Source organism: Glycocaulis albus, from assembly GCF_014639075.1.
GTDB classification, from domain to species: Bacteria; Pseudomonadota; Alphaproteobacteria; order Caulobacterales; family Maricaulaceae; genus Glycocaulis; species Glycocaulis albus.
Window position 1 is genome coordinate 79,446 of sequence record NZ_BMFS01000004.1, and the last position, 23,259, is coordinate 102,704.

The window sequence follows — 23,259 nt, forward strand, 5'->3', positions numbered from 1 at the left end:
AGGAGAGGCCGATGGCTGGCGGCGCTGTCAAACATGACTACCACCTCGTTGATCCGAGCCCGTGGCCGTTCGTCGGCTCGCTGGCCGCGTTCATCCTGGCCTTAGGCCTCGTCATCTTCATGGCCGGGCTTTCGACCAATGAGGAAAGCTGGGCCTTCTTCCTCCTGCGCGAGGGCTCTCCCTGGGTGCTCGTTCTGGGCAGCCTTGGCATCATCTACACGATGATCGGCTGGTGGGGCGATGTGATCAAGGAATCGCTGCGCGGCGATCATACGCCGGTTGTCGACCTTGGCCTGCGCTATGGCATGATCCTGTTCATCGTCTCTGAAGTGATGTTCTTTGCCGGCTGGTTCTGGATGTTCTTCGAGGCCGCGATCTTCCATGATGTCCGTGCTGGCGCCAGCTGGGACGGCACCCCGATCGGCGTTGAGTATGCGGGCTGGGAGACCTGGCCGCCGCCCGGTGTCGAGACATTTGATCCCTTCCACCTGCCGCTGATCAACACGCTCATCCTGCTGCTGTCGGGCACCACGGTGACGTGGGCTCACCACGCGCTGCAACACGGTGACCGCAAGGGTGCCAAGTGGGGGCTGATCTGCACGGTGGCGCTGGGCGCGCTGTTCACGCTGGTTCAGGCCTATGAGTACACGCACGCCTATTTCGAGTTTGGCGGCAATCTCTACGGTGCCACCTTCTTCATGGCGACGGGCTTCCACGGGGCGCACGTCATCATCGGGACGATCTTCCTGGCGGTGTGCCTGCTCCGCCTGCTGGCCGGGCACTTCACTCCGCAGAAGCATTTCGGCCTCGAGGCGGCGGCCTGGTACTGGCACTTCGTCGACGTGGTCTGGCTGTTCCTGTTTGCCTTCGTCTACGTGATCTTCCAGTAAGCGCGTGCAATGAATACTCCCCACCCCGTCATCGCAGGGATCAGCGGCCGCTGTCCCCGGTGCGGGGAGGGGAGACTGTTCTCCGGCTTCCTGAAGTTTGCCGAAACCTGCGAATCCTGCGGGCTGGATTATTCCGCCGAGGATGCCGGTGACGGTCCTGCGGTGTTCATCATCCTCATCGTCGGTTTCATCGTGGTGCCGCTTGCTCTCGCACTGGAGCTGAGCGTGGAGCCGCCGCTCTGGCTGCATGTTGTTCTCTGGCTGCCGCTGGCTCTGGGGCTGTGTGTTGCCTTGCTGCGCCCCTTCCGGGGCGCCATGTTCACACTGCAATGGCACCACTCGGCGCGCGAGGCGCGCCTCGACGAGGACGACAGCTAGCTGTCAAATGTCTCTGGAAGGACGCACCCATCATGCACTTCCGCCCCATGCCGATCCTCACAGTGCTGACGCTGGCAGCACTCGCCTTCCTCCTGACGCTGGGCGTGTGGCAGAGCCAGCGCATGGCGTGGAAGGAAGCCGAGCTGGAGCGCTGGCAGGAAGCCAGTGCCAACCCGGCGCGCGATCTCGACGAGGCGCTGTGCGTCGATGCTCCGTTCGAGGGGCGCAGCGTTGGCTTCCTGCCCGAAGAGCGCACCGGCAATGTGCGCGTCTATGGCCGCTCGCTGGAGGATAACCGGGCGGGCTGGCGGATATTCGTGCCGGTTGATGCGCCCGCCTGCCTTGATGCGCCCTATGTGCTGGCCGAGGCGGCCTTCCAGCCACTCGTGGAAAACGCGGCGCCGGTCCGCATGGTCTCGCGCTGGCGTATCGAGACACCCTTGCAGCCGGGCGCCTTTACACCGGAGGCCGATCCGGCCGAACGCACCTTCTACGCCTTTGACGCATCCGGCATGGCCGAAGCGCTGGGGCTGGAGGAGGGTGCGATTGCGCCCGGCTGGTGGCTGGCCGAGGATACGGGCGAGCCGCCCGCCTATCTGACGGCCACGCCGCCTGAGCGTCATTTCGCCTATGCCGTCACCTGGTTTGGCATGGCAGTGGCGCTGCTGGCCGTATATCTCGTGTTTCACGCTGCCAGAGGGCGGCTTGCGTTCACCGGGCGGAAAGAGTGAGTGTGGCAGTGTGTCCGGCCCTGTGATGTGGAGGCTCTTCCTTGGCGTTGTGGCGTGACGAAATCCCGGAGACAACGCTGGCAGGCGAGGGCATCCGCCTGCGTCATCCCGGCCCCGATGATTACGAGGCGTGGGCCAAGCTGAGAAGTGCCAGCCGTGGCCATACCGAGGCCTGGGAACCGGCCTGGAGCGCGGATGAGCTGACGCGCACCGCCTACAAGCGCCGCCTGCGCCGCTACCAGCAGGATGTAGAGACGGGACAGGGCTATCCGTTCTTCATTTTCCGCGCTTCTGACGGGGTGCTGGTGGGCGCGTGCAATCTCAACAATGTCCGGCGCGGCGTCTTGCAGGCTGCCGATATCGGTTACTGGGTGGGCTCGCCTTACGTGCGCCGGGGCCATGCCCGCGCGGCCGTACGCCGTGTGGTGACGTTTGCCTTCGCCCAGCTAAACCTGAACCGTATCGAGGCGGCGACGCGGCCTGAGAACGAGGCCTCACGCTCACTCTTGATGAGTGTCGGCTTCAGCCCGGAAGGCTATGCCCGCAAATACCTGAAAATAAATGGCGAATGGCGCGACCATCTCAAATTCGCCATCGTACGCGGAGATTTGCTGCGTTGAGTGCGGGCGGAGATGACCGGCTGGCAAAGGCCGCCGCGGCAGCCGGCGCATTGGCCATCGAGCTGGATCTGGCAAGCGGCAAGGCCCGCATTTCCGGCGCAGCACAGGCGTTTGGCCTGTCATGCGAGGGCGTGGGTGATTTTCTCGACTGTGTCGCGCCATCCGACCGCAAGACACTGGCCGGACAGGGCGAGGGGCCGGTCGATCTGCGCCTGCGTCTGGCGCCGCCGGGCGGAGAGGTGCGCTATGTGCGTCTGCTGGGCCAGCGTGCAGGTGAAAACGTCACGGCACTGCTCCTGCCTGCCGGTACCGGTCCGGGCACCACGCTCTCCACACTGGATGCAGAGGCGGCTCTGACAGCCGGGCTGGAGGGCCACGAGATCGTTGCGCATTTCCAGCCTATCATTGCGCTGGAAGGCGAATATCTGGCCGGATTTGAGGCCCTGGCGCGCTGGCACAGGCCGGGCCTTGGCGTGATGGGGCCGGACGATTTTCTGTTCCTCGCCGACCGTCTGGGCCTGATGGGCGAGGTGGGTGATCAGGTACGTGGCAGCGCGGCAGAGAATCTGGCGCGCTGGTTCACCGGTGCGCCGGTCACGCCCGACATCTATGTGTCGGCCAATGCCAGCGTGGGTGAGCTTTTCTCCGAAGGGTTTCTGGAGACGTTCACATCTGCGCTGGAAAGCGCGAAGGTGCCGCGCGGGCGCTACCGGCTGGAGATCACCGAAACCGAGATCATGCGCGATCCCGACAGGGCCGCAGAGATTCTTCATGCCGTAAAGGCGTCGGGCGTTAAGCTGGTGCTGGATGATTTCGGCACCGGGTATTCCTCGCTCTCCCGGCTCGACCGCTTTCCGTTCGATGTCATCAAGATCGACCAGTATTTCGTGCGCTCCATGATCGCGGATGCATCAGCCCGAGCGATCACGGCCTCTGTGGTCAAGCTGGCGCGCAATCTGGGCATGACCATTATTGCAGAAGGCGTGGAAACGGCTGAAATGGCCGATCTGGTGGCCGAGATGGGCTGCGATTACGCGCAAGGCTTCCACTATGCCGGTGCGCTGGACCCTGAGGCGGCGCGGCTGGCCGTGCAGCAGGGGCTGGCCGGGCGCTTTGCGCCCCCGCGCGCGCTGAAACGCTCAGGCGTGACCTGACGCGCCGGTCAGGTGCTCCGGGTTCACCCCGATCTTGCGCAGCGCCGCGGCCCATTTCTCTTCATGGCTTTCACCGAACACCAGGTCTTCATCGGCCTCGGTGATCAGCCACGCATTGGCCGCGATCTCGTCTTCCAGCTGTCCTGCTTCCCACCCGGCATAGCCCAGCGCCAGGGTTGAGCGCCGCGGCGGGCGGGGAGAGGCCATCGCTTCGAGCACATCATTGGTAGCTGTCAGGGCAAGGCCAGCGCTGATCTTCAGCGTCGCCGGCTCATGCTCGAAATCGTCGGAATGCAGCACGAAGCCGCGATCACGGTCCACCGGCCCGCCGTCCAGAACAGCGCGGTCAGCGACCTCTATCTCGCTTTTGACCCCCAGCTGGTCAAAAAGGGTCGGCAGGCGCAGGCGCATCGGCTTGTTGACGATAATGCCCATGGCGTGATCGTCACCATGGGCGCACATGAACACGACCGAGCGGTCGAAGCGGGGGTCTCCGATCAGCGGGCTGGCGATCAGGATCTTCCCCTTCAGGTATGGGCCTTGAAAGGTTTTCGGTGTGTGTTCCATGCGCAGAAGCATCAGGCCAAAGCGGGGGGCTTGTCCAGATAAACCGGATCAGGCCCCGTGCGCGGCCTTGCAGGCAGTGGCGCAGCGCACTAGCTAGCGGACAGGCCATATTGCCCCACCAACTTTCAGGAGCGCTTTTCATGACCATCAAGCCCGGCGACCGCCTCCCCGACGCGACCTTTATGACCATGGGCGCCGACGGCCCCATGCCGGTCACCACACAGGATCTCTGCCAGGGCAAGACGGTGGCGCTGTTTGCCGTGCCGGGCGCCTATACGCCCACCTGTTCGGCCAAGCACCTGCCGGGCTTTGTCGAGAAATCGAGCGAGCTGAAAGCCAAGGGCGTCGACACGATCGCCTGCACGGCTGTCAACGACGTGTTCGTCATGAATGCCTGGGGGCAGGATCAGAATGCCGGTGAGGGCGTGCTCATGCTGGCAGACGGCAATGGCGATTTTGCCAAGGCCATCGGCCTGACCATGGACGGATCGAAGTTTGGCATGGGCACCCGTTCGCAGCGTTACGCCATGATCATCAAGGACGGTGTTGTATCTCACCTGTTCGTGGAGGAGCCCGGCGACTTCAAGGTTTCCAGCGCGGATTATCTTCTCGAACAGCTGTAGCATCTACTCCTGGCAGCCGCGTAAGGCGGCGTCCGGGATATGAAGAAAATGCGCCGGGTGATCAGGCCTGATCGGCCCGCACCCGCGCGCGTTCTTCGCAGATTTCCCGGAAACCCGCCGCCATGAAGCGCGCCATGCGCTCCTTGACCGAGGCGAAATCATCCGAGTTGCAGATGCCGCCCGACCGCAGGTCCACGCCGATAGCGGGCCTGCCGGATTTCTCTGCAGACCTGTTCGGGTCATCAGGGAGGGCGAATGTGCCGGCAGGCGACAGCTCGGTCATGCCCCAGCTCGTCTGGACAGTAACGGCCAGCCGCTCCCCGATACGCGCCATCAGGGCAGGCGTCAGCGGCGCGCCGCCGACCACGACACGCTTCAGGCTGGGTGTTTGCCCGCCCGTGGCTTCGAGATGTTCAACAAGGCCGAGCCAGACCGTCGCAACCCTGACCGCCACCGTCACCGCCTCGCTTTTTATAAGCCCTGCAAGGCTGGCCCCGTCGAGATGACGGCCGGGCAGGACCATTTTGCCTCCACGGCAGGCAGGGCAAAGGTGAGCCCCCAGGCATTGGCGTGAAACATCGGAACGGCCACCTGCACGCTGTCGGCCTTTGAAATGCCCACCGCATCGGCCCGCATCTGACACAGCGTATGCAGGAAGCTGGCGCGGTGCGTATAGGTGACGCCCTTGGGCGCACCGGTCGTGCCGGACGTAAAACAAAGCCCGCAAGGGGCCGTCTCCTCGAACCCGCCCCGGATTTCACGGTCGGCAGCCTCCTCCAGCAGGGCTTCCCGCCCTGCCGGACAGTGCGGAGACCTATGAGGAGGCCATTCGCTGCGGGTACGGCGATCTGCCCGACGATTTTCTCGCGCTCTACCCGTCCTCCGATATTGCCAGCTCGATGCTCGATACATTCCGTGACGCCATCTATGGCCGGCGCCGGACGGCAGCGATGAGCGCGCCCTGTCAGACCTCGTGCTCGATTACTGGGTGTCGTTCGCGGCAACGGGTGTGCCGGCGAGCGTCTCCGGCCCCGACTGGCCCGCCTTCTCACACGGCGAGGCCTATATGCATTTCTCCGGCGCCGCCCGTGCGGCCCTCGACCCTGCTGCCGGCATGTTCGAGATGCACAGCGAATTCATCCGCCGCCGCCGCGAGGCGGGTGAGCCATGGTTCCTCAATGTGGGCGTGAACGCCCGGCATGATTGCGAACATTAGCGGCTCGCCGGCCTCGACGTCTCGCTGAAGGCCTTCTCGACGACAAAGCTGCCGGGCCGGGCGTTTGAGCCTTCGGCAAAGCCCAGGCCCTCGAGAATCGCTTTCAGGTCTTCAAGCATGGCCAGCGACCCGCAGATCATCACCCGGTCATGTTCCGGATCGAAGCGTGGCTGCCCGATATGCCTGAAGAACAGGCCGGACTGGATGAGGTCGGTGATCCGCCCTGTCTGCGGGCCATCCTCGCGGGTGACGGACGCAAAATAGTGCAGCTTCTCTGATGCGGCTTCACCCACCAGAGGATCATCCTTCAGGCCCGCAGCCAGCTCGCGTGAATAGGCGAGCTCGGCTGATGTGCAGCAGGTATGGGTGAGGATCACCTGCTCATGGCGCGCATAGACCTCCGGTTCGCGTACAATGCTGGCAAACGGCGCAACGCCGGTCCCGGTGGAGAGAAGGAAGAGCCGCCTGCCCGGCAGTAGCGCGTCAAGCACCAGCGTGCCGGTGGGCTTCTTGCCGACCAGAACCCGGTCTCCGGGGCGGATGTGTTGCAGGCGTGAGGTCAGCGCGCCGTCCTCCACCTTGATGGAGTAGAATTCCAACGCATCGTCCCAGCTCGGTCCGGCCAGCGAATAGGCGCGCAAGACAGGCTTGCCGTCGCCCGCCAGCCCGATCATCACGAATTCCCCGGCGCGGAACCGCAGGCTCTGTGGCCGTGCGGCACGGAAGGAAAACAGCGTGCCGGTATAGTGACGCACCTGCGTCACCTCGCAGTCAAAGAACGCGCCGGTATCGATGACCGGAGCGGAGCGTCCGGCCGTGGCTGGCAAGGCAGTCATGGAATCTCCCTCAAATCTGGCAGATGGGTCCGGCGGCAGCGCCTAGCCGATCAGGCGAACCGTGCGTCTGCTGGCGGCTTCCGCGCGCGCCGTGCGCACCGGGTCGAAAATGCCGCATTCGCTGCGGTCAGAGCCGGGCCAGCGCCCGTCGCGTGGATGTGTCCCAGCCGAGGGCGCCGTGCAGGGCCAGCAGCCGACCGATGTATAGCCTTGCGCGCCGAGCGGATGGGCAGGCAGCTTCATGTCGCGGTAGAGGCTGGCGATCCGCGCCGGGTCCAGCCCGGCCACCGGATTGATCTTTACCCGCTCGCCGTCGAATTCGAAGGGACGCAAGGCTTCCCGCCCGCTGCCATGGGCGCGCTTGCGCCCGGTGATTACCGCGTCGAACCCGTCCAGCGCGGCATTGAGCGGGCGCACCTTGCGCAAATCGCAGCACGCCTCGCTGTCACGCTCGTACAGCCGGCCATCATGGTCCTGCGCCCGGGCTTCGGCCGGGTCCGGGGTGAGAGGGCGCACATCTTCAAGACGCAGATGGGCAACCAGCTGATCGCGATAGCTCAGTGTCTGCGGGAAATGACGCTGGGTATCGAGAAAGAGGACGGGCACGGCGCGGTCCACCTGCGCCAGCAGGGCGAGCCCCAGCGCAGCCTCGATACCGAAGGAGGAGAGCATGGCGATGCGGCCGGCAAACACCTCCAGCGCCACGGCAATAATCGTCTCTGGCGGGGCGTCTCCATATTGCTGGTTCAGCGCCTGAACCTGTGCCTTGCGGGCTGCCAGCGCGCGGGCGCGGTAGGCGGGCAGCCGGTCATTGGCGCCTTTGGCAAGGCCGGGCTGATAGGCATGGGTAAAGCTTGCTCTTGCCCAGCGCGGCGAGCCTTCATCCGGCGCGATCACGTCAAACCCGCTGCGGGTGAGATAGTCCTTCTGGTCGGGCAGGATATCGCCTGTCGCGCGCAACTCGCCGGCAAAACCGCTCTCGCGGATCAGGGCGGCGAGCGAATAGCCGCGCCCGTCCTTGAACGCCGGAAAACGGATATCGATAGCGGCAGCGCGCCTGGCCGCGTCCAGCGCCGCCTGCGGCGCGGTGGCGGTGTCGATCTCGACCCGGCTGTGCGCGTGTTTCACTGATGCTTCACTGCCCATAGACCGCCTCCTTGAAGGGTTCAAACCCGATGCGGGCCAGCGTGTGCGTGAATGTCTCGCCATCTTTGCGCTTGCGCCGGAACACGCCGACACAGGCCGCAACAGCCTCTACAGCCTCGTCCGGCGTCAGGCCGGGACCGAGTATCTTCCCGATGGCCGCGCCGTTATCGGCGACGCCGCCAAGCGTGAGCTGGTAGACTTCCTCGCCCTTCTTATCGACGCCAAGCAAGCCGATATTGGCGATATGGTGATGGCCGCACGCGTTGATGCAGCCGGAAATCTTGATGGTGAGATCCTGCGTGTCCTCATCGAGCCCCCGGTCGAAGAGGGCCGCCGACAGGGCCTGCGCCACCGGAATGGAGCGCGCATTGGCCAGATTGCAGTAATCCAGCCCCGGACAGGTGACGATATCACTGGCGAGTCCTGCATTGGCGGTGGCAAGCCCCGCTTCGCGCAAGCCTTCATGGATCGCGGGCAGATGCGCGGCGATAGCATGGGGGATGACAAGGTTCTGTTCCTTGGTAACGCGGATTTCCCCGTCGCCATAGCGCTCGGCGAGGCTGGCCACCGCATCCATCTGGTCAGCGGTCGCATCGCCCGGTGCACCGGCGCGCGGTTTGAGCGAAATCACCACAATGGCCCGGCCGGGCACTTTGTGCGGCTTCACATTGATGGCCCGCCAGCGCGCATAGCCCGGCGCATCGCTCACCCCTTCAGGCAGGGTTGACGGTGAAGGCTCCGGGAAGAAGGCGGCGAGGCGGGCAGCCTCTTCTGCCGGTACGGCAAGGTCACGCCCGCGTATCTGGCGATACATCGCCTCCACGTCCTGGGTGAAAGCCTCTGCGCCCATGGTTTCGACGAGGATCTTGATGCGGGCCTTGTATATATTGTCGCGCTGACCGGCGAGATTGTAGACGCGCATTATCGCCGTCAGATAGGCCAGCAGCTCGCCCTTGGGCAGGAAGTCGCGCAGCTTCACCGCCACGCGCGGCGTGCGTCCCTGACCTCCGCCGGCATGGACCTCGAATCCGGTCTCGCCCGCGTCATTTCTCACCAGCTTCAGCCCGATATCGTGCACGCCGATGGCAGCGCGGTCGGCGTCAGAACCGGTCACCGCGATCTTGAACTTGCGCGGCAGGAAGGTGAATTCCGGATGGAAGGTGGACCATTGCCGGATCAGCTCGCACCAGGGGCGCGGATCCTCCACCTCGTCCAGCGCAGCCCCGGCAAACGGATCGGTCGTGGTGTTGCGGATGCAATTGCCCGATGTCTGGATGGCATGCATCTCCACATCGGCAAGCTGTTCCAGAATTTCAGGAATATCGACCAGGGCCGGCCAGTTATACTGGATGTTCTGGCGCGTGGTGAAATGCCCATAGTCCTTGTCGTAATGGCGCGCGATATGGGCCAGAACCCGCATCTGGCGCGCATCCAGCGTGCCATAGGGTATGGCCACGCGCAGCATGTAGGCGTGCAGTTGCAGATAGACCCCGTTCATCAGCCGCAAGGGCTTGAACTGGTCCTCGGTGAGCGCACCAGAGAGACGCGCGCTTACCTGCTCGCGGAACTCCTCCACACGCTCTGAAACGATCGACCGGTCAATTTCGTCATAGCGATACATCGGCCTAACGCTCCTGGGCGTAAAGCAGGCTGGTGCCGGTGGTCGGGCCTTTCAGCCGGATCGCCTCGCGCACATGCTTGCGCCCGCCCGGCCGCTCGCCATCCAGCTCGATCAGATAGGGGCCAACCACTGTAAGAATGTCCCGCAGGGCCGCGTCCAGCGCCGGTTCGGCGGCCCTGTCATCGGCAAAGCGCTCCGCCTCGATCAGCGAGGGCTTCCAGATGCCGTCGGCGCGCCGGTAGACGACATGACCATCGGTCAGCCGGTTTGCGGTTATCGCTCTCATGCCGCGTCCTCCAGAAGGGCGTGCCGGGCAAGGCCGGAGACCATTTCCGGCGCGCGCGCGACGACCTCGCCAATCACGATCACGGCCGGGCCCTTTATCTCGTGCGTGCCGATGAGGGCAGGAAGGTCTGCCAGCGTGCCCGATACGCTGCGTTCGCCAGGCAGGGAGCCGTTCTCGATGATGGCAACCGGCGTGTCGCCGCTGCGCCCCGCCGTGATCAGTCTCGCGCTGAGCACCGGCGCGGTGGCGACACCCATATAGACGACCAGCGTATGCCGGGCGCTGGCGAGGCTCTGATAGTCCAGCTCAGGCCCGTCGGCCTTGGGCTGGCCGGTGACGAAGGTCACCGCCTGTGCTGCGTCGCGATGGGTGAGGGGGATTTGCGCCGAGGCTGCGCAGGCGAGCGCCGCTGAAATGCCCGGCACCACCTCAACCTCGATACCGGCGGCGCGCACCGCTTCGGTTTCCTCGCCGCCGCGCCCGAAGATGAAGCTGTCCCCGCCTTTCAGACGTACGACGCGCAAGCCCTTGCGGGCTTCCTCGATGAGAATTTCGCCGATCCTTTCCTGTGGCACAGAGTGGTGGCCACGCTTCTTGCCGACATCAATGCGCCGCGCATCGCGGCGCGCGCGCTGCAATATGGCTTCGGGCACCAGCCGGTCGTGCACGATCACATCGGCGTCGCGCAGCACGCGCACGGCTTTCAGCGTCAGAAGTTCGGGATCACCCGGTCCGGCTCCAACCAGAAACACCTTGCCGGGTTCTGCCCTGCCATCGCGAAATCGGGCGAGGGCGTGGCTCAGCGCGCGGGCCGTACCCGGACCATCGCCGGCATCGGCCCTGGCGGCCGCCTCGCCGCGAAGGGCGGCTTCCCAGAAGCGGCGCCGCGCATCCAGTGCCGGCAGGGTTTCGCGCACCGTATCGCGCAAGGCATTGGCGCTGCGGGCGAGCAGCCCCACCCCCGGCGCCACCAGCCCCTCCAGCGCCGAGCGGATATCGCGCACCAGTACAGGCGCGGCCCCGCCGGTGGAGAGCGCAATTGTAACAGAACCCCGGTCGACGATGGCGGGCGTGTAGAAATCGCAAAGTGGCAGATTGTCGACCACATTGACCAGAGCGCCCGCCCGGCGTGCGCGCGCGGCAAGGCGGGCCGCGCGGGCCTCGTCCTCCAGCGCAATGAACACGAATTTCGCGCCGGAAAAAGCACCCGGCGGCACAAACCTGCCCTGCACGATGCGCGCTCCGGTCTCCGTATCCACACCTGGCAGGGCAGCGCTCTTCACGGCCGGGCGCCAGACCAGCTCGCAGGGGGCGCCTGCAAACAGGCGCAGCTTGGCGCGTGCGGCCTCGCCGTCACCAATGACGATGACGCGCGTGCCCTTTAGCGGGATGGCGGGGAGAAACTGGTCCATAAGGCTAGCCCTTCACATCTCGGCCGAAAGCCTAAGGGGCTATTGCCGGACGTCTCCAGCCAGCTCTGCTGCCTCCATCCGATAGATTTTCTGCTTGGGGCGCCTGACGCCAACCAGCGCGGTTGAATTTTGCACGGGCGTCAGTTCGCCGGCCGGGTATAGCCGCGGCGGCGTTACATCAGCCCCAGCTGCTTGAAACTGGCCACCTTGTCGCGTCCGACGACGAGATGGTCATGCACCACGATGGAGAGCGGCTTGCCGATCTCTACGACCTGCCGGGTCATGTCGATATCGGCGTGAGAGGGCGTGGGGTCGCCGCTGGGATGGTTGTGGACCAGGATGATGGCGCTGGCATCCAGCGCTATGGCGCGCTTGATGATCTCGCGTGGATAGACGGGGGCATGATCCACCGTGCCGCGTGCCTGGAATTCATCGGCCAGAAGCCGGTTCTTCTTGTCAAGGAACAGCACCCGGAACTCTTCGGTCGAGGCGTTCTGAAGGGCCGTGCGCACATAATCGAGCAGCGCCGACCATGAGGAAATGACCGCCCGGCCGGACACCTGCTCGCGCGCAATGCGTGTCGCCACCTCCTGAAACAGGTTCAGCTCCAGCGCCACTTTTTCCGAAATACCCTTGATCTCGGTGAGCTGATCGGGACGCGCGGCGCACACCCGGCCCAGATCGCCAAATCGCGCCAGCAGGTCTTTGGCCAGCGGCTTCACGTCACGCTGCGGGATGGCACGGAACAGTATCAGCTCGAGAATTTCATAATCGGCGAGCCCCTTGCCGCCGGCCTCTGAAAAGCGGGCGCGCAGCCGGTCGCGATGACCGTGATAATGGGGCTTGTCCGCCTCCATCCGCCGCTATTTCCAGGGCGGGCAGTGATAGCCGGCCGGCGAGCTGGTGAATATCTCAACGCCGGTTTCGGTAACGCCTACGGAGTGTTCGAACTGGGCGGACAGGGATTTGTCACGGGTCACCGCAGTCCATCCGTCCGCCAGCACTTTCACCGCGGCGCGGCCATCATTGAGCATGGGCTCGATGGTGAAGATCATGCCGGGCTTGAGCACGGCGCCGCTGCCCCGGTCGCCAAAATGCAGCACGTTGGGCGCGTCGTGAAAGAGCTGGCCTATACCGTGCCCGCAGAAATCGCGCACCACGCTGCAGCGCTGGCTCTCGGCATATTCCTGTATCGCTGCGCCGATATCGCCGAACGTGTTGCCGGGCTTGACCTCGGCAATGCCGCGCATCAGCGCCTCATAGGTCACTTCAATCAGGCGCTCGGCCTTGCGGCGCACTTCGCCGACGGTGAACATCCGGCTGGTATCGCCGTGCCAGCCATCAACGATGCAGGTCACGTCGATATTGAGGATGTCGCCCTCTTTCAGCGGTTTGTCATTGGGAATGCCGTGGCAGACGACGTGATTGATCGAGGTGCAGGAGGACTTCGAATAGCCCTTGTAGAACAGGGTCGCTGGCACCGCTCCGTGCTGGATGAAATTGCGCCGCACGATGTCGTCGATGGCTTGTGTGGTGACACCGGGCTTCACGAAATCCACCAGCAGGTCGAGCGTGGCCGCTGCGAGCTGACCTGCCTTGCGCATGCCGGCAAACGCTTCCGGCCCGTGCTGGCGTATCTGGCCATCGCGGACCAGTTCGGTGTCATCAATCATGCTGGCGTCGGTCACGAATAGGTCCTGAATGCTGACTGTGTATAGCTCCATATAGCGCCGCCCGGAGCGTTAGGAAACGCCCCGGGCGGCCAAAGCTCAGGCAAAGCAGCCCTTAGGGCCTATTCGCTGTACAGCTCGGAGATGACCAGCACAGCCTCGCGCAGCGAGGTGCTGCCCCAGGTGCCGACCCAGATATCGTACTGACCGGCCATCGGGCTGTCCCAGCGGATAGACGGGTTGGTGCCCACCCCGCCATCATCATTGCAGTACCAGCCGCCGTCGGGGCCGTTGATGACAAGCGTGGTGTCCGCGCTGGACGCCACCGAGATGATCAGCGGCAGGCTGCCCGGCTGGAAGTTCAGGCGGACGTCTGGCGCCTCGGAGATATAGCCGACGCAATTGCCGCCAATGCTGTCATTGGCCCGGATCGGCCCGCCCGATTGCAGCCGCACCCGGTAGGGGTCCGGCGTGAAGCCGCCGCGCAGCGAGACGGTTTCGTAGGTTGGCCGCAAAGACCAGTCAGGTCCGGACGGAGTATTAGCGGCCTGGCTGACCGTATCTGCGGTGACCGAGCTCAGCTCGGACAGGAAGAGCAGGGCATCATGGTTGGACGCGCTGCCATAGGTGCCAACCCAGATGTCATAGCGCCCGCTCATCGGCGAACCGAAATGCAAAAGCGGGTTCAGGCCCTCGCCGCCATCATCATCGCAATACCAGTTGCCGTCGGGGCCGTTGACGACCAGCGTCGTATCGCGGCCAGACGAAACCCCGATGCGGAACGGCAGCACCGAGCCGGCGCTGTAGTTCACCGAGAAGTCCGGCGCGTTGGACACATAGCCCCGGCAGCTGCCGCCAAGCGTCTGGCTGACATTGATCGAGCCGCCCGATTGCAGCGGAACCACAAACGGATCCGGGCTGAAGCCCGCGCTGAGCGAGGTGTCCCCGTAATTGGGCTGCAGGGTGTAGTCCTGCGCCATGGCTGCCGTGCCCGGCAGCGCCAGCGCCAGTGCTGAATATAGAATTGCCAGTCTCATATTGGTGTCTCCCCACCTGTTCCGGTCAGAAGCCGTCTGTCCACAGACCCCCTGACACCCGAATACGCAAATCAAGACACAGGCAATCTGGACCGGGGATGAACGGATGCACAGAAAAAACCGCCCGGATGACACGATTTGTCACCCGGGCCGCATGTCTCAGGTTGCTGAAAACGCTCAGTTCGCGAAGAAGCTGTCGTCGTTCCAACGCGGGGCCTGCTCTGTGTTGGCGACCGCCTGGATGATCTCGAAATTGATCCGCGCAAACCGGGCGCCCTGGTCAAAACGCAGGCCTTGCGACAGATCATCGCCGGGCGCGTGGTAATTGCCGCCCAGAAAGCGCAGGAAGGCCGCGCCTTCATCATCTTCCGCGTCGGGCGAGGAGAAGCCCGTCATCAGAAACACGGACGGCACGCCCTGACGGACGAAATTATAGTGGTCGGAGCGTACGAACAGGGACTGGCCGGGGATCGGATCGGGCGACAGCGTCACCCCGGCGCGTGCCACCGCGTCTGATGCCACCGGGCCGAGCGTCGAATGTTCCGCCCCGAAGGCGATCACATCGTTGAATTCATAGAGCATGACCGGCATGTCGAGATTGATATTGGCCACCATCCGGCCCATCGCAGGCGTCGGGTTGGCCGCGACATGGGCCGATCCCAGCAGGCCCTTTTCCTCAGCCGTCAGCGCGATGAATACGACCGTGCGGGCCGGGCGCGGTCCCTGAACGAGGGCGCGCGCCGATTCCAGCATGGCTGCCGTGCCCGACGCATTGTCCAGCGCGCCATTGCAGATCGGGTCTTCATCAAGCGGCTGGCAGATGCCGATATGATCCAGATGGGCCGTCACAATCACGGTTTCTGCAGACAGGACAGGGTCGGAACCCGGCAGCACACCGATCACGTTGGCGCTGGCAACCGGTTCGCGGCTGGTGGCCTGTGCCATCTCCACACTGGCGTTCAGGGCAAAGCTCTCAAGCGGCTCACCGGCCTGGGCGGCGGCCACGATGGCGGCGAAATCCCGGCCTGAATTGGCGAACAGCCGCTCAGCGCCTGAGGTGCCTGTGACGGCACTGGCCTCAATCACGGCCGGAGAGGCGGCTGCCGCGACGGTCATGGAGGGGCGCGGATTGGCCGCCATTGCTGCGAGGCGTGAGAACGGAAAGCGCGTCAGCCCGTCCGCCATGATGACGATGACGCCGCGGGCGCCGCGTGCCGCGGCAAACTCCGCCTTGGTGCGGTTATTGGACAGGTGCGCGGCAACATCGCTGGGCAGGCCGTCCGGCGCTCCGGCGAGAAGAATCACAATGCGGCCTTCCACATCGACACCCTCATAGCTGTCCATACCCAGCCCCGGCACCACAATGCCGTATCCGGCAAACACGGCCTCGGCGGTGACGGCGCTTTCATCGCGTGTCGCATGCGCGCCGATGATGAAATCGGTCCCGTGTTCGAGCACCTCGCCATTGATAGCGAGCCGCGCCCGCGATGAATCAGACACCATGTTCTGCAAGGGCACCGGCTCATGGTAGCTGCCGTCGCTGGCGCCCGGCTCCAGACCGAGAAGGCGGAAATGGCTTTCCACATAACGTGCGGCGATGTCGTAGCCGCGCGTCCCCGTATCGCGCCCCTCCAGCAGATCGTCGGCCAGGAAGCGGATATGCGCCTCGATGGCGTGCGCGGTGATGATGTCCCCGGCGGCTTCAGCCTGCGGCGCAGGCGCAGGTGTCGTGGCGCATGCGCCGAGGATAAGCGCGGCGCTGGTGGCCGCGGCGAGATAGTGCCGGATCATGTTTTTTGTCCCCGATTGTGGCGCCGGGCGCCCGCTGCCCGAAGCCCTAGCGCCTGGGGCGGGCAGGCTCAATCATGCAGGCCAGAACATGGCCAAACTTTCATCTTTGAACGGATGGCTGCGCTACTCGTCCAGCGCCCAGAGTGCTGAACGCAGATGCGCGGCGCGTACAGCTTCGGACAGGTCTGCGTCAGGCACATGGTAGTGACGCGCGAAGTCACGCGTCATGCGGGCCGGCTTGCCGGTGGAGAGCTGGAAGGACACCAGCCAGGTGCGGGCGCGGAATACCGTCTCGCCGGTGTCGCGCTTGCGGAACTGGTACCAGCGTTCCGCCCGCAGCCGCCCGTCGCTCAGCGCGATCCAGACCGCGCAGGTCAGGATGTCGCCGGCCCGGCAATGGCCGGAATAATCGGCCAGCGTGCGGATCACCGCCATGCCCCGGTCTGCATCCCGGCAGCCCTGCCGGGTCAGCCCGTCAGCCTCCCAGTGTGCCCAGGCGGTTTCGTCGGCCCAGCGCAGATAGGCGGCATTGTTGGCGTGGCCGAAATCATCGATTTCGGCCTCGTCCACGCGCCGGTTGCGCACAAAGGGCAGGGGCAGATCCCATCCCTTGTCGGTGGGCGCTATCGGCATGGCGCTTTCCTCGTTGCGTGTTGAAACAGGCTGTCCGGCGCAGCGCGGCGGGTTATGTCATGAACCACGATGACGTCAACGCGCGGCACGGCCAAAAGGATGAACGCAAATGGATGAACGACCCGTCAAGGCCGCCGTGCTGGTGATCGGTGATGAAATACTTTCCGGCCGTACGCAGGACGTGAATATCCGCCAGATCGCGGAGTTCCTTGGCCCGCTTGGCATAACGCTGGGCGAGGCGCGTGTGGTCAGTGATGTGCAGGCCGATATTGTGGCGGCGCTGAATGCGCTGCGGGCCCGCTGGGACTATGTGTTCACCACCGGCGGCATCGGTCCCACCCATGACGATATCACCGCTGATGCCGTGGCCGCCGCCTTCGGGCGGTCAATCGATGTGCGCGAGGACGCTCTGGCCATTCTGCGCGAATGGTATGCGAAATCGGGCACTGAACTGACGCAAGCGCGCCTGCGCATGGCCCGCATTCCCGAGGGCGCGGTGCTGATCGACAATCCCGTCACCGGTGCGCCGGGCTTCCAGATCGAAAACGTGTTCGTGCTGGCCGGTGTGCCCAAGATCGCGCGCGGCATGCTCGAAGACATCGCGCACAGGCTGGAGGGCGGGGCGGTGACCCGGTCGCTCAGCATCCGCCTTGAGGGTGTGCGTGAGGGCGATATCGCCGAAATTCTGGGCCAGGCCGCGAAAGACTTTCCGGCCGTCTCCACCGGCTCCTACCCCTGGTTTCAGGAGCGCGAGGGCGGCGAGCTGTCGCGCGGCGTGGCGGTTGTGCTGCGTTCTGCAGACGATGACGCGCTCGAGAAGGCGGGGCAGGTACTGAAAATGCAGCTGGCCGCACAGTCCTGACCGGCAATGCCCGCTTGCCCCGTCTGGCGGGCATGCCTAACTTGGCCTGCAACAGACAATGCACCTCGCGAGACAGGATATTTCCCCATGATGGCTGACGGCTTCCGCGCGCAACCGATCCGCAATGATGATGAAGACGCCCCCGAAAAGGATGCCGCGCCCGCAGGCGAGGACTTTGTCGGCAAGGCGCTGTTTGAAAGCCGCACCATCCTCATCACTGGCGGTATCAACGACAAGGTGGCCCGCTCGGTCTGCGCGCAGCTTTTCGCGCTGGCGGCCAAGAGCGATGATCCCATCTTGGTGGTGGTCTCCTCGCCAGGCGGCCATGTCGAGTCCGGCGACATGATCCACGACACGATGAAATTCATCAAACCGCGCGTGATTGCGCTGGGTTCGGGCTGGGTGGCGTCGGCCGGCGCGCTGATCTTTGTCGGCGCGGAAAAGGAAGACCGCTACTGCCTGCCCAATACCCGCTTCCTCATTCACCAGCCGTCTGGCGGTGCGGGCGGCGCGGCCAGCGATATCGAGATCCAGGTGCGCGAGATGCGCATGATGCGCGACCGGCTGAACCGCATTTTTGCCGAAGCCACCGGCCAGCCCCTGGAGCGCATCGAGAAGGATACCGACCGCGATTTCTGGCTGACGGCCAAGGACGCGATCGAGTATGGCCTGTGCCACAAAATCGTGACGCGTCAGGACGAGATAAAGCGCTAGGAGCTTGCCGGCGCGGCACAAAGCGGGCGTGGCGGAACTGGTAGACGCACCGGACTTAAAATCCGTTGGAGGGCAACCTCCGTGCCGGTTCGAGTCCGGCCGCCCGCACCACTCTCCTTGTCCTCCTTCACTCCGTTCAGTCAGTGCGGGCAAAAGTGCCCGGCGCGCGTTTGCGCTTTTCGGCGCTGCGCGCCAAGAGGCCGACGGCCGCCCGCGACTTTTCGCGGAACATCGCAACGCGGATGCGTTGCGGAGCTAGAAAACGCCGGGCGTCCGAGCCTATGCGAGGCGCGACGCACGGATGTGCGGAGCATCACGGAAACTCCGCGCGTTTGCGCTTTTCGGCGCTGCGCGCCGCAAGGGCAAAGCCCGTCCGCGCTCGTGCGCGGAACATCATCCAAATGGTCCGCATTGTACCCGGCCGCAAACAGCTCTGATCGATACACCATCATGACCATAACCATTATCGAAGGCGATGCAGTCAGGGCGCTTGGCGGCGGGCTGGCAGAGTTGTGCGTGGCGGCGTTCGACACGTTCGATCCCGCCTATCTGACCGGCCGGCTGGCGCATGTGAGTGACCCGTGCGCGGTGCTGGCCCGCAATGAGGAGGGCACGCTGACCGGCTTCAAGCTGGGCTATCGCCGGGGCGGGAGCCTGTTCTACAGCTGGCTGGGCGCTGTTCATCCCGATGCGCGCCGGCAAGGGCTCGCCTGCGCCATGATGGTGCGCCAGCATGACTGGGCGGCGAGGGCCGGATACCGCCAGGTGGAAACCCGTACGCGCGCCGCGAACACGGCCATGATCGTGCTGAACCTGAAATCCGGCTTTGTCATTACCGGCTTCGAGACCGACCGGCATGGCACCGGCGTGGTGACGCAGCGCAAGATGCTTGCCTGAAAATCAAGCTTACGGCCCGTTCACCCTTGCCTTGGCGGCCCGCACGCATAACGCTGTGCGCCATGTTTGCGCGATCAGGTTTTCTTGTGCTTGCCCTGACTGGCTGTGAAAGCCGGTTAAGGCCGCAGTCCCAACAGGTTGGGTAGTCATGACCACCGAGCTCGCGCACGATATCTTTTTCCAGAATCATCCCGACCCGATGCTGGTCTACGAGCTGGCGACGCGGCGCATCCTTGTGGTCAACAAGGCATTCCGCATCCGCTATGGCTATACGCCAGACGACCTGGAAGCCCTGAATCTCCGTCTCGACGAGTTGCACACGCCCGAGGAGCTTGAGCGCCTGGTCTCCAATGTCGCGGCGGTCACAGAGGGGCTGGACCGGGCCGGCGTCTGGACCACGCTTTCAAAGGCCGGCGAGATTATCTACGCCGAGGTGACGTCCCACACGCTGACCTATGCAGGCAAGGCGTGCGAGCTGGCGGTACTGCGTGACGTGACGGCCAGTGTCGAGTTTGAACGCGAGCGCGCAGAGCAGTTCGAGCGTGAGGCGGAGCTGCGCAACCGGGCCGAGGCCGCCGCCTACCACTTCCAGTCCCTGTTTGAATCTGCTCCGGGAAAGCTGCTGGTTCTCGAGCCGGAAAACTACACCATTGTGGCGATCAGCGACGCCTATCTGGAGGCCGTCATGCGCCGCCGCTCCGAGCTGATGGGGCGTCCGCTCTTTGACGTGTTCCCCGACAATCCCGATGATCCTGAAGCCGATGGTGTCGCGGTTATTACCGCGGTTCTGGACCGGGTAACGGAAACCGGACTTTCCGAAGCCGTTCCACTGGTACGCTATCCGGTCGAGCGGCCTCTCTCTGAGGGCGGCGGTTTCGAGGATCGCTGGTGGCTGTCTATCTTTTCGGTGGTGAAGGGCCCGGATGGCGGCGCGCAATACATTATCTGCCGTTCCGAGGATGTGACAGGCCTGATTGCCGGGCAGGGGCGCGTTGCGTCCGAGCTGGCCGACGAGCTGGCCACCCGTCCGCTGGACCTTGATCTGATGATGCATTCGCGTGAGCTGCGCGAGGCGACTTCACGCCTGAACGAGCGCGAGGCGAGCATCCGCACGGTGGAGCGCCTCCTTGCCATCGGCCAGTGGCAGCTCGACATGCAGACGCTGAGACTCACCTGGTCGGACAGCACCTATCGCATGTACGGGCTGGAGCCGGATCCGGCCGGGCCTGATTATGATCTTTACATGAGCCTCGTGCACCCGGATGACCGGGATCGCGCCAATGCCCGTTTCGCCGAATTCACGCAATCGGGCCGCAAGATTTTCGATTTCTGGCATCGCATCGTGCGGCCCGAGGACGGGCGCATCATCCATGTGCGCGGTGTTGGCGAGCTGACCGGTCCGCCTGGCCAGCAGACCATGACTGGTGTGGTGCAGGACATCACAGGCCAGCTGGAAACCGATGCGCGCCTGAACGAAGCCGACCGGCTGCTTCGTCTCGCCGGCAAGTCTGCGCGCTTTGGCGCCTGGCGTGTGGACCTGCAGCGTCAGATGGTCGAGTGGTCGGAGGAGGTGGCCCTCATCCACGACCTGCCCGGAACGCGGGAGGTCCGCGTTGAAGAGGGTATAAATTTCTACGCCCCGGAAAGCATAGACCGGCTGCGCGAAGTCTATGAACGCTGTGTAGAGACCGGTGAACCGTTCGACGAGGTGCTCGTCATCATTACCGCCAAAGGCCGGCGGGTCTGGTGCCGCTCGATAGGCGAGGCCGAGCGTAATGCCGCCGGCGAGGTGATCGCGGTGCGCGGCGCATTCCAGGACATATCGGAACTGGTATCGGCACGCCTTGAAAGCGCCGAACTGGCCGAGCGTCTGCAAAGCACGCTCAATACGATGAGCGACGGTTTCTACCTGCTGGATGAAGACCTGTGTTTTTCGTTCGTGAACGAAGAGGCCGAGCGCGCGTTGAGGACGCCGCGCAGCCAGATGCTGGGCAAGTATGTGTGGGACGTTTTTCCGCAGAGCGTGCGCGACACTTTGGAGCCCCATTATCTGCAGGCGCGCCAGACCGGCCAGACCGTCACTACGGGCTTCCAGTACGAACCGTTCAATGCCTGGTTCCAGGTCCGTATTCATCCCGGCGCGGAAGGGCTGGCGGTCTATTTTCAGGATGTCACCGTGGAGCGCCAGGCACAGGAACAGCTCCAGCTTCTGCAGGCGGCAGTCAAGCATGCCAATGATGTGGTCATTATCACGGAAGGCGAGATCGCGCCGGAGGGGCCGCGCATCGTCTATGTCAACGACGCGTTCGAGCAGGTCTTCGGCTATACCGCGCAGGAGGTTCTGGGCGGTTCGACGCGCATGCTGCACGGGCCGGAAACGTCACAGGAAACCATCGCCCGCGTCCTGGCAGCGATTGACGCCCGGCAGCCGGTCCGAACCGAGATACAACACTACACACGCAGCGGCGAGGCGCGCTGGATGGATATCGATGTCGTGCCGATTGCCGATGCGTCAGGCCAGCTCACACACTGGCTGTCGGTTGAGCGCGATATTACCGGACGCAAGCAGGGCGAGGCCGAGCTTCTGGCCGCGCGTGACGAGGCTGAACGCGCCAACCGGCTGAAATCGGAATTCCTCGCCAATATGAGCCATGAAATCCGCACACCCCTGAACGGCGTGCTGGGGATGTCACAATTACTGGCGCGTACCGGGCTGGACGCCCGCCAGACCCGCATGATCGAGACCGTGCAGACCTCGGGCAAGGCTTTGCTGTCGATCATCAACGACATTCTGGACCTGTCAAAGATCGAAGCCGGACTGATGACGCTGGAGCCTGAGGCAGTTGAAATCGACGCGCTGTGCGAACAGGCATTGTCTGCCGTGCGTGGAACCGCTCAGAACAAGGCGCTCGCGCTGGACCTCGCCATAGACGAGGCTGCGCCCGGCCACATCATCGTTGACCGGCGCCGCCTGGCGCAGGTGCTGATCAACCTTCTGGGCAATGCGGTGAAATTCACCGAGGCCGGTTCGGTATGGCTCAATGTCGACTGTCCCGACAGCCGGACCATACGTTTTGAGGTGGCCGATACCGGCCCCGGCATCAGCCCCGGGCAGGCCGAACACATCTTTGACCGCTTCCGCCAGGTTGATGCCTCCTATGCCCGCCGCCACGAGGGCGCCGGCCTGGGGTTGGCCCTGTGCAAGGAATTTGCAGGCCTGATGGGCGGGCATGTCACGGTCCATTCCCGGCCTGGCCAGGGCTCCAGGTTTGCCGTTCATCTGCCGCTGATCGTGACGGGTGCCGGGGACGCGCCGGCCGATCAAGGCGGCCGCCCGGTCAGCCTGCCGGCGAATCCGGGTCGCATCCTGATCGCCGAGGACAATGCAACAAATCGCGACACGCTGGAGATGTTTCTCGGCGAGCTGGGCGTGGCGCGGCCGGTCTGCGTCACCAATGGGCGCGAGGCAGTGGACCGGGCACTGGCAGAAGACTTTGCTCTGGTCATCATGGACGTCTCCATGCCTGTCATGTCCGGCCTGGATGCGATCCGGGAAATCCGCGGCAGTGCCTCGCCGCGCCGCGGCGTGCCCATACTCGCCTTGACCGCGCACGCCGCTCCGCAGGACCGGGAGGAATGCCTGAGAGCCGGTGCTAACGATTATCTCGCCAAACCGGTTGATCTTGATGCGCTGGCAAGCGCATTGTCGGCACTGATGACGGTCAGTGCCGAGGCCTGAGCGAAGCTGGAAATAACGTAAAGGGGTATTGAATGGGACAGGCATCGCGCGGGGCACTGTCCGTAGCCATTATTGATGATGATCCGGTGGAAACGGAAATCCTTTCCATTCTCATGGACGAGGTTTTCGACGCCGTTGAGGTTTCCAGCTTTGCTACGATCAGCGAGTTCGTGGACCGCAGCCGCAAACGGGATTTTGAACTCGTATTCCTTGACCGGCGCCTGCCCCCGTATTCCAGCTTCGATGAAACCCTGCCGCTGGTAGTGCCCGCAGCGCCCCATGCCGCCATACTGCTCATAACGGCGCACACCTTCGAACGGGTGAACCTGTCGGCCTACCCCAATGTTGCCGGGCCGTTTGCCAAGCTGGACCTGATGACGCCGGAGGATTTGCGTGCGCTCATCGACAAGCATCTGCACCAGTGAACGGGCAATTC

23 protein-coding genes, 1 tRNA gene and 1 pseudogene are annotated in these 23,259 nt (G+C 64.2%); 13 read left to right on the top strand and 12 right to left on the bottom strand.

Going from position 1 to position 23,259, the window contains the following annotated elements; all coding sequences use genetic code 11:
- Positions 1-11: 11 nt before the first annotated feature.
- From IEV75_RS05780 to IEV75_RS05800, 5 genes are read left to right on the top strand one after another with little or no spacing between them, the layout of a single operon-like run.
- Positions 12-890, top strand: a complete 879-nt coding sequence (locus IEV75_RS05780; protein WP_188451603.1) for a cytochrome c oxidase subunit 3 — start codon at positions 12-14, stop codon at positions 888-890.
- 9 nt (positions 891-899) lie between these two features.
- A complete protein-coding gene (locus tag IEV75_RS05785) occupies positions 900-1,268 on the top strand; it encodes a DUF983 domain-containing protein (RefSeq protein ID WP_188451604.1) in 369 nt (122 codons plus the stop codon).
- A gap of 32 nt (positions 1,269-1,300) precedes the next feature.
- A complete protein-coding gene (locus IEV75_RS05790; RefSeq protein WP_188451605.1) occupies positions 1,301-1,999 on the top strand; it encodes an SURF1 family protein in 699 nt (232 codons plus the stop codon).
- Positions 2,000-2,040: 41 nt separating this feature from the next.
- Entirely contained in the window at positions 2,041-2,619 is a 579-nt protein-coding gene (locus IEV75_RS05795) for a GNAT family N-acetyltransferase (protein ID WP_188451606.1), read from the top strand.
- Entirely contained in the window at positions 2,616-3,773 is a 1,158-nt protein-coding gene (locus IEV75_RS05800) for an EAL domain-containing protein (protein WP_188451607.1), read from the top strand. Before IEV75_RS05795 ends, IEV75_RS05800 begins: the two co-directional genes overlap by 4 nt.
- Here the strand turns inward: IEV75_RS05800 and IEV75_RS05805 are convergent.
- Positions 3,759-4,340: a YqgE/AlgH family protein gene (locus IEV75_RS05805; protein WP_188451608.1), complete on the bottom strand. Its 582-nt coding sequence runs from the start codon at positions 4,338-4,340 to the stop codon at positions 3,759-3,761. The two genes, IEV75_RS05800 and IEV75_RS05805, sit on opposite strands and share 15 nt — an antisense overlap.
- 140 nt (positions 4,341-4,480) lie before the next feature.
- On the opposite strand from IEV75_RS05805, the gene IEV75_RS05810 reads away from it, so the two are divergent.
- Positions 4,481-4,963, top strand: coding sequence for a peroxiredoxin (locus IEV75_RS05810; protein ID WP_188451609.1), 483 nt, complete (start codon positions 4,481-4,483; stop codon positions 4,961-4,963).
- 187 nt (positions 4,964-5,150) lie between these two features.
- Here the strand turns inward: IEV75_RS05810 and IEV75_RS14045 are convergent.
- Positions 5,151-5,713 (bottom strand): annotated as a pseudogene (locus IEV75_RS14045) (AMP-binding protein); the annotation flags it as partial.
- A 223-nt stretch (positions 5,714-5,936) separates the two neighbouring features.
- Here IEV75_RS14045 and IEV75_RS05820 point away from each other — a divergent pair.
- Positions 5,937-6,179, top strand: a complete 243-nt coding sequence (locus IEV75_RS05820; RefSeq protein ID WP_188451610.1) for a hypothetical protein — start codon at positions 5,937-5,939, stop codon at positions 6,177-6,179.
- Here IEV75_RS05820 and IEV75_RS05825 read toward each other — a convergent pair.
- From IEV75_RS05825 to IEV75_RS05870, 10 genes are all read right to left on the bottom strand, one after another.
- Positions 6,176-7,015, bottom strand: a complete 840-nt coding sequence (locus IEV75_RS05825) for a ferredoxin--NADP reductase (protein ID WP_188451611.1) — start codon at positions 7,013-7,015, stop codon at positions 6,176-6,178. The genes IEV75_RS05820 and IEV75_RS05825 overlap by 4 nt on opposite strands.
- Positions 7,016-7,057: 42 nt before the next feature.
- Entirely contained in the window at positions 7,058-8,161 is a 1,104-nt protein-coding gene (locus IEV75_RS05830; RefSeq protein ID WP_188451612.1) for a phosphoadenylyl-sulfate reductase, read from the bottom strand.
- Positions 8,151-9,782, bottom strand: coding sequence for a nitrite/sulfite reductase (locus tag IEV75_RS05835; RefSeq protein WP_188451613.1), 1,632 nt, complete (start codon positions 9,780-9,782; stop codon positions 8,151-8,153). Before IEV75_RS05835 ends, IEV75_RS05830 begins: the two co-directional genes overlap by 11 nt.
- A gap of 4 nt (positions 9,783-9,786) precedes the next feature.
- On the bottom strand, positions 9,787-10,068 hold the full coding sequence (locus IEV75_RS05840) for a DUF2849 domain-containing protein (protein ID WP_188451614.1): 282 nt from the start codon (positions 10,066-10,068) through the stop codon (positions 9,787-9,789).
- A complete protein-coding gene (gene cysG / locus IEV75_RS05845; RefSeq protein WP_188451615.1) occupies positions 10,065-11,480 on the bottom strand; it encodes a siroheme synthase CysG in 1,416 nt (471 codons plus the stop codon). The genes IEV75_RS05840 and cysG overlap by 4 nt, the downstream gene beginning before the upstream one ends.
- Before the next feature lie 173 nt (positions 11,481-11,653).
- Positions 11,654-12,337: a RadC family protein gene (radC, locus tag IEV75_RS05850; RefSeq protein ID WP_188451616.1), complete on the bottom strand. Its 684-nt coding sequence runs from the start codon at positions 12,335-12,337 to the stop codon at positions 11,654-11,656.
- A 6-nt stretch (positions 12,338-12,343) separates the two neighbouring features.
- The gene (map, locus tag IEV75_RS05855) at positions 12,344-13,153 is read right to left on the bottom strand and encodes a type I methionyl aminopeptidase (protein WP_188451749.1); all 810 of its coding nucleotides are present in this window, start codon (positions 13,151-13,153) and stop codon (positions 12,344-12,346) included.
- A gap of 119 nt (positions 13,154-13,272) precedes the next feature.
- Positions 13,273-14,187 (bottom strand): hypothetical protein, encoded by a 915-nt coding sequence (locus tag IEV75_RS13890; RefSeq protein WP_233351773.1) that lies wholly within the window; start codon positions 14,185-14,187, stop codon positions 13,273-13,275.
- 177 nt (positions 14,188-14,364) lie between these two features.
- On the bottom strand, positions 14,365-15,978 hold the full coding sequence (locus IEV75_RS05865; RefSeq protein WP_233351774.1) for a M28 family metallopeptidase: 1,614 nt from the start codon (positions 15,976-15,978) through the stop codon (positions 14,365-14,367).
- Between the two features lie 123 nt (positions 15,979-16,101).
- Positions 16,102-16,611: an acyl-CoA thioesterase gene (locus IEV75_RS05870; RefSeq protein ID WP_188451617.1), complete on the bottom strand. Its 510-nt coding sequence runs from the start codon at positions 16,609-16,611 to the stop codon at positions 16,102-16,104.
- A 109-nt stretch (positions 16,612-16,720) separates the two neighbouring features.
- Between IEV75_RS05870 and IEV75_RS05875 the strand changes: the two genes are divergently transcribed.
- The 6 genes from IEV75_RS05875 (at position 16,721) to IEV75_RS05900 (ending at position 23,248) form a co-directional block, all read left to right on the top strand.
- A complete protein-coding gene (locus tag IEV75_RS05875) occupies positions 16,721-17,473 on the top strand; it encodes a competence/damage-inducible protein A (RefSeq protein WP_188451618.1) in 753 nt (250 codons plus the stop codon).
- A gap of 90 nt (positions 17,474-17,563) precedes the next feature.
- Positions 17,564-18,187, top strand: coding sequence for an ATP-dependent Clp protease proteolytic subunit (locus tag IEV75_RS05880; protein WP_188451752.1), 624 nt, complete (start codon positions 17,564-17,566; stop codon positions 18,185-18,187).
- 22 nt (positions 18,188-18,209) lie between these two features.
- Positions 18,210-18,298, top strand: a tRNA-Leu gene (locus IEV75_RS05885).
- A gap of 339 nt (positions 18,299-18,637) precedes the next feature.
- Positions 18,638-19,084, top strand: coding sequence for a GNAT family N-acetyltransferase (locus IEV75_RS05890; protein WP_188451619.1), 447 nt, complete (start codon positions 18,638-18,640; stop codon positions 19,082-19,084).
- A 148-nt stretch (positions 19,085-19,232) separates the two neighbouring features.
- Positions 19,233-22,823 (top strand): PAS domain S-box protein, encoded by a 3,591-nt coding sequence (locus tag IEV75_RS05895; RefSeq protein WP_188451620.1) that lies wholly within the window; start codon positions 19,233-19,235, stop codon positions 22,821-22,823.
- Between the two features lie 32 nt (positions 22,824-22,855).
- Positions 22,856-23,248, top strand: coding sequence for a DNA-binding transcriptional response regulator (locus IEV75_RS05900; protein WP_188451621.1), 393 nt, complete (start codon positions 22,856-22,858; stop codon positions 23,246-23,248).
- The last annotated feature ends 11 nt before the right edge of the window (positions 23,249-23,259 follow it).

What these genes read in the sequence shown, in the direction of transcription:
- IEV75_RS05780 (WP_188451603.1), top strand. Translation starts at nt 12, where the DNA reads ATGGCTGGCGGCGCTGTCAAACATGACTACCACCTCGTTGATCCGAGC.
- IEV75_RS05785 (WP_188451604.1), top strand. Translation starts at nt 900, where the DNA reads ATGAATACTCCCCACCCCGTCATCGCAGGGATCAGCGGCCGCTGTCCC.
- IEV75_RS05790 (WP_188451605.1), top strand. Translation starts at nt 1,301, where the DNA reads ATGCACTTCCGCCCCATGCCGATCCTCACAGTGCTGACGCTGGCAGCA.
- IEV75_RS05805 (WP_188451608.1), bottom strand. Translation starts at nt 4,340, where the DNA reads ATGGAACACACACCGAAAACCTTTCAAGGCCCATACCTGAAGGGGAAG.
- IEV75_RS05810 (WP_188451609.1), top strand. Translation starts at nt 4,481, where the DNA reads ATGACCATCAAGCCCGGCGACCGCCTCCCCGACGCGACCTTTATGACC.
- IEV75_RS05825 (WP_188451611.1), bottom strand. Translation starts at nt 7,015, where the DNA reads ATGACTGCCTTGCCAGCCACGGCCGGACGCTCCGCTCCGGTCATCGAT.
- IEV75_RS05830 (WP_188451612.1), bottom strand. Translation starts at nt 8,161, where the DNA reads ATGGGCAGTGAAGCATCAGTGAAACACGCGCACAGCCGGGTCGAGATC.
- IEV75_RS05835 (WP_188451613.1), bottom strand. Translation starts at nt 9,782, where the DNA reads ATGTATCGCTATGACGAAATTGACCGGTCGATCGTTTCAGAGCGTGTG.
- IEV75_RS05840 (WP_188451614.1), bottom strand. Translation starts at nt 10,068, where the DNA reads ATGAGAGCGATAACCGCAAACCGGCTGACCGATGGTCATGTCGTCTAC.
- cysG (WP_188451615.1), bottom strand. Translation starts at nt 11,480, where the DNA reads ATGGACCAGTTTCTCCCCGCCATCCCGCTAAAGGGCACGCGCGTCATC.
- radC (WP_188451616.1), bottom strand. Translation starts at nt 12,337, where the DNA reads ATGGAGGCGGACAAGCCCCATTATCACGGTCATCGCGACCGGCTGCGC.
- map (WP_188451749.1), bottom strand. Translation starts at nt 13,153, where the DNA reads ATGATTGATGACACCGAACTGGTCCGCGATGGCCAGATACGCCAGCAC.
- IEV75_RS13890 (WP_233351773.1), bottom strand. Translation starts at nt 14,187, where the DNA reads ATGAGACTGGCAATTCTATATTCAGCACTGGCGCTGGCGCTGCCGGGC.
- IEV75_RS05865 (WP_233351774.1), bottom strand. Translation starts at nt 15,978, where the DNA reads ATGATCCGGCACTATCTCGCCGCGGCCACCAGCGCCGCGCTTATCCTC.
- IEV75_RS05870 (WP_188451617.1), bottom strand. Translation starts at nt 16,611, where the DNA reads ATGCCGATAGCGCCCACCGACAAGGGATGGGATCTGCCCCTGCCCTTT.
- IEV75_RS05875 (WP_188451618.1), top strand. Translation starts at nt 16,721, where the DNA reads ATGGATGAACGACCCGTCAAGGCCGCCGTGCTGGTGATCGGTGATGAA.
- IEV75_RS05880 (WP_188451752.1), top strand. Translation starts at nt 17,564, where the DNA reads ATGGCTGACGGCTTCCGCGCGCAACCGATCCGCAATGATGATGAAGAC.
- IEV75_RS05890 (WP_188451619.1), top strand. Translation starts at nt 18,638, where the DNA reads ATGACCATAACCATTATCGAAGGCGATGCAGTCAGGGCGCTTGGCGGC.
- IEV75_RS05895 (WP_188451620.1), top strand. Translation starts at nt 19,233, where the DNA reads ATGACCACCGAGCTCGCGCACGATATCTTTTTCCAGAATCATCCCGAC.
- IEV75_RS05900 (WP_188451621.1), top strand. Translation starts at nt 22,856, where the DNA reads ATGGGACAGGCATCGCGCGGGGCACTGTCCGTAGCCATTATTGATGAT.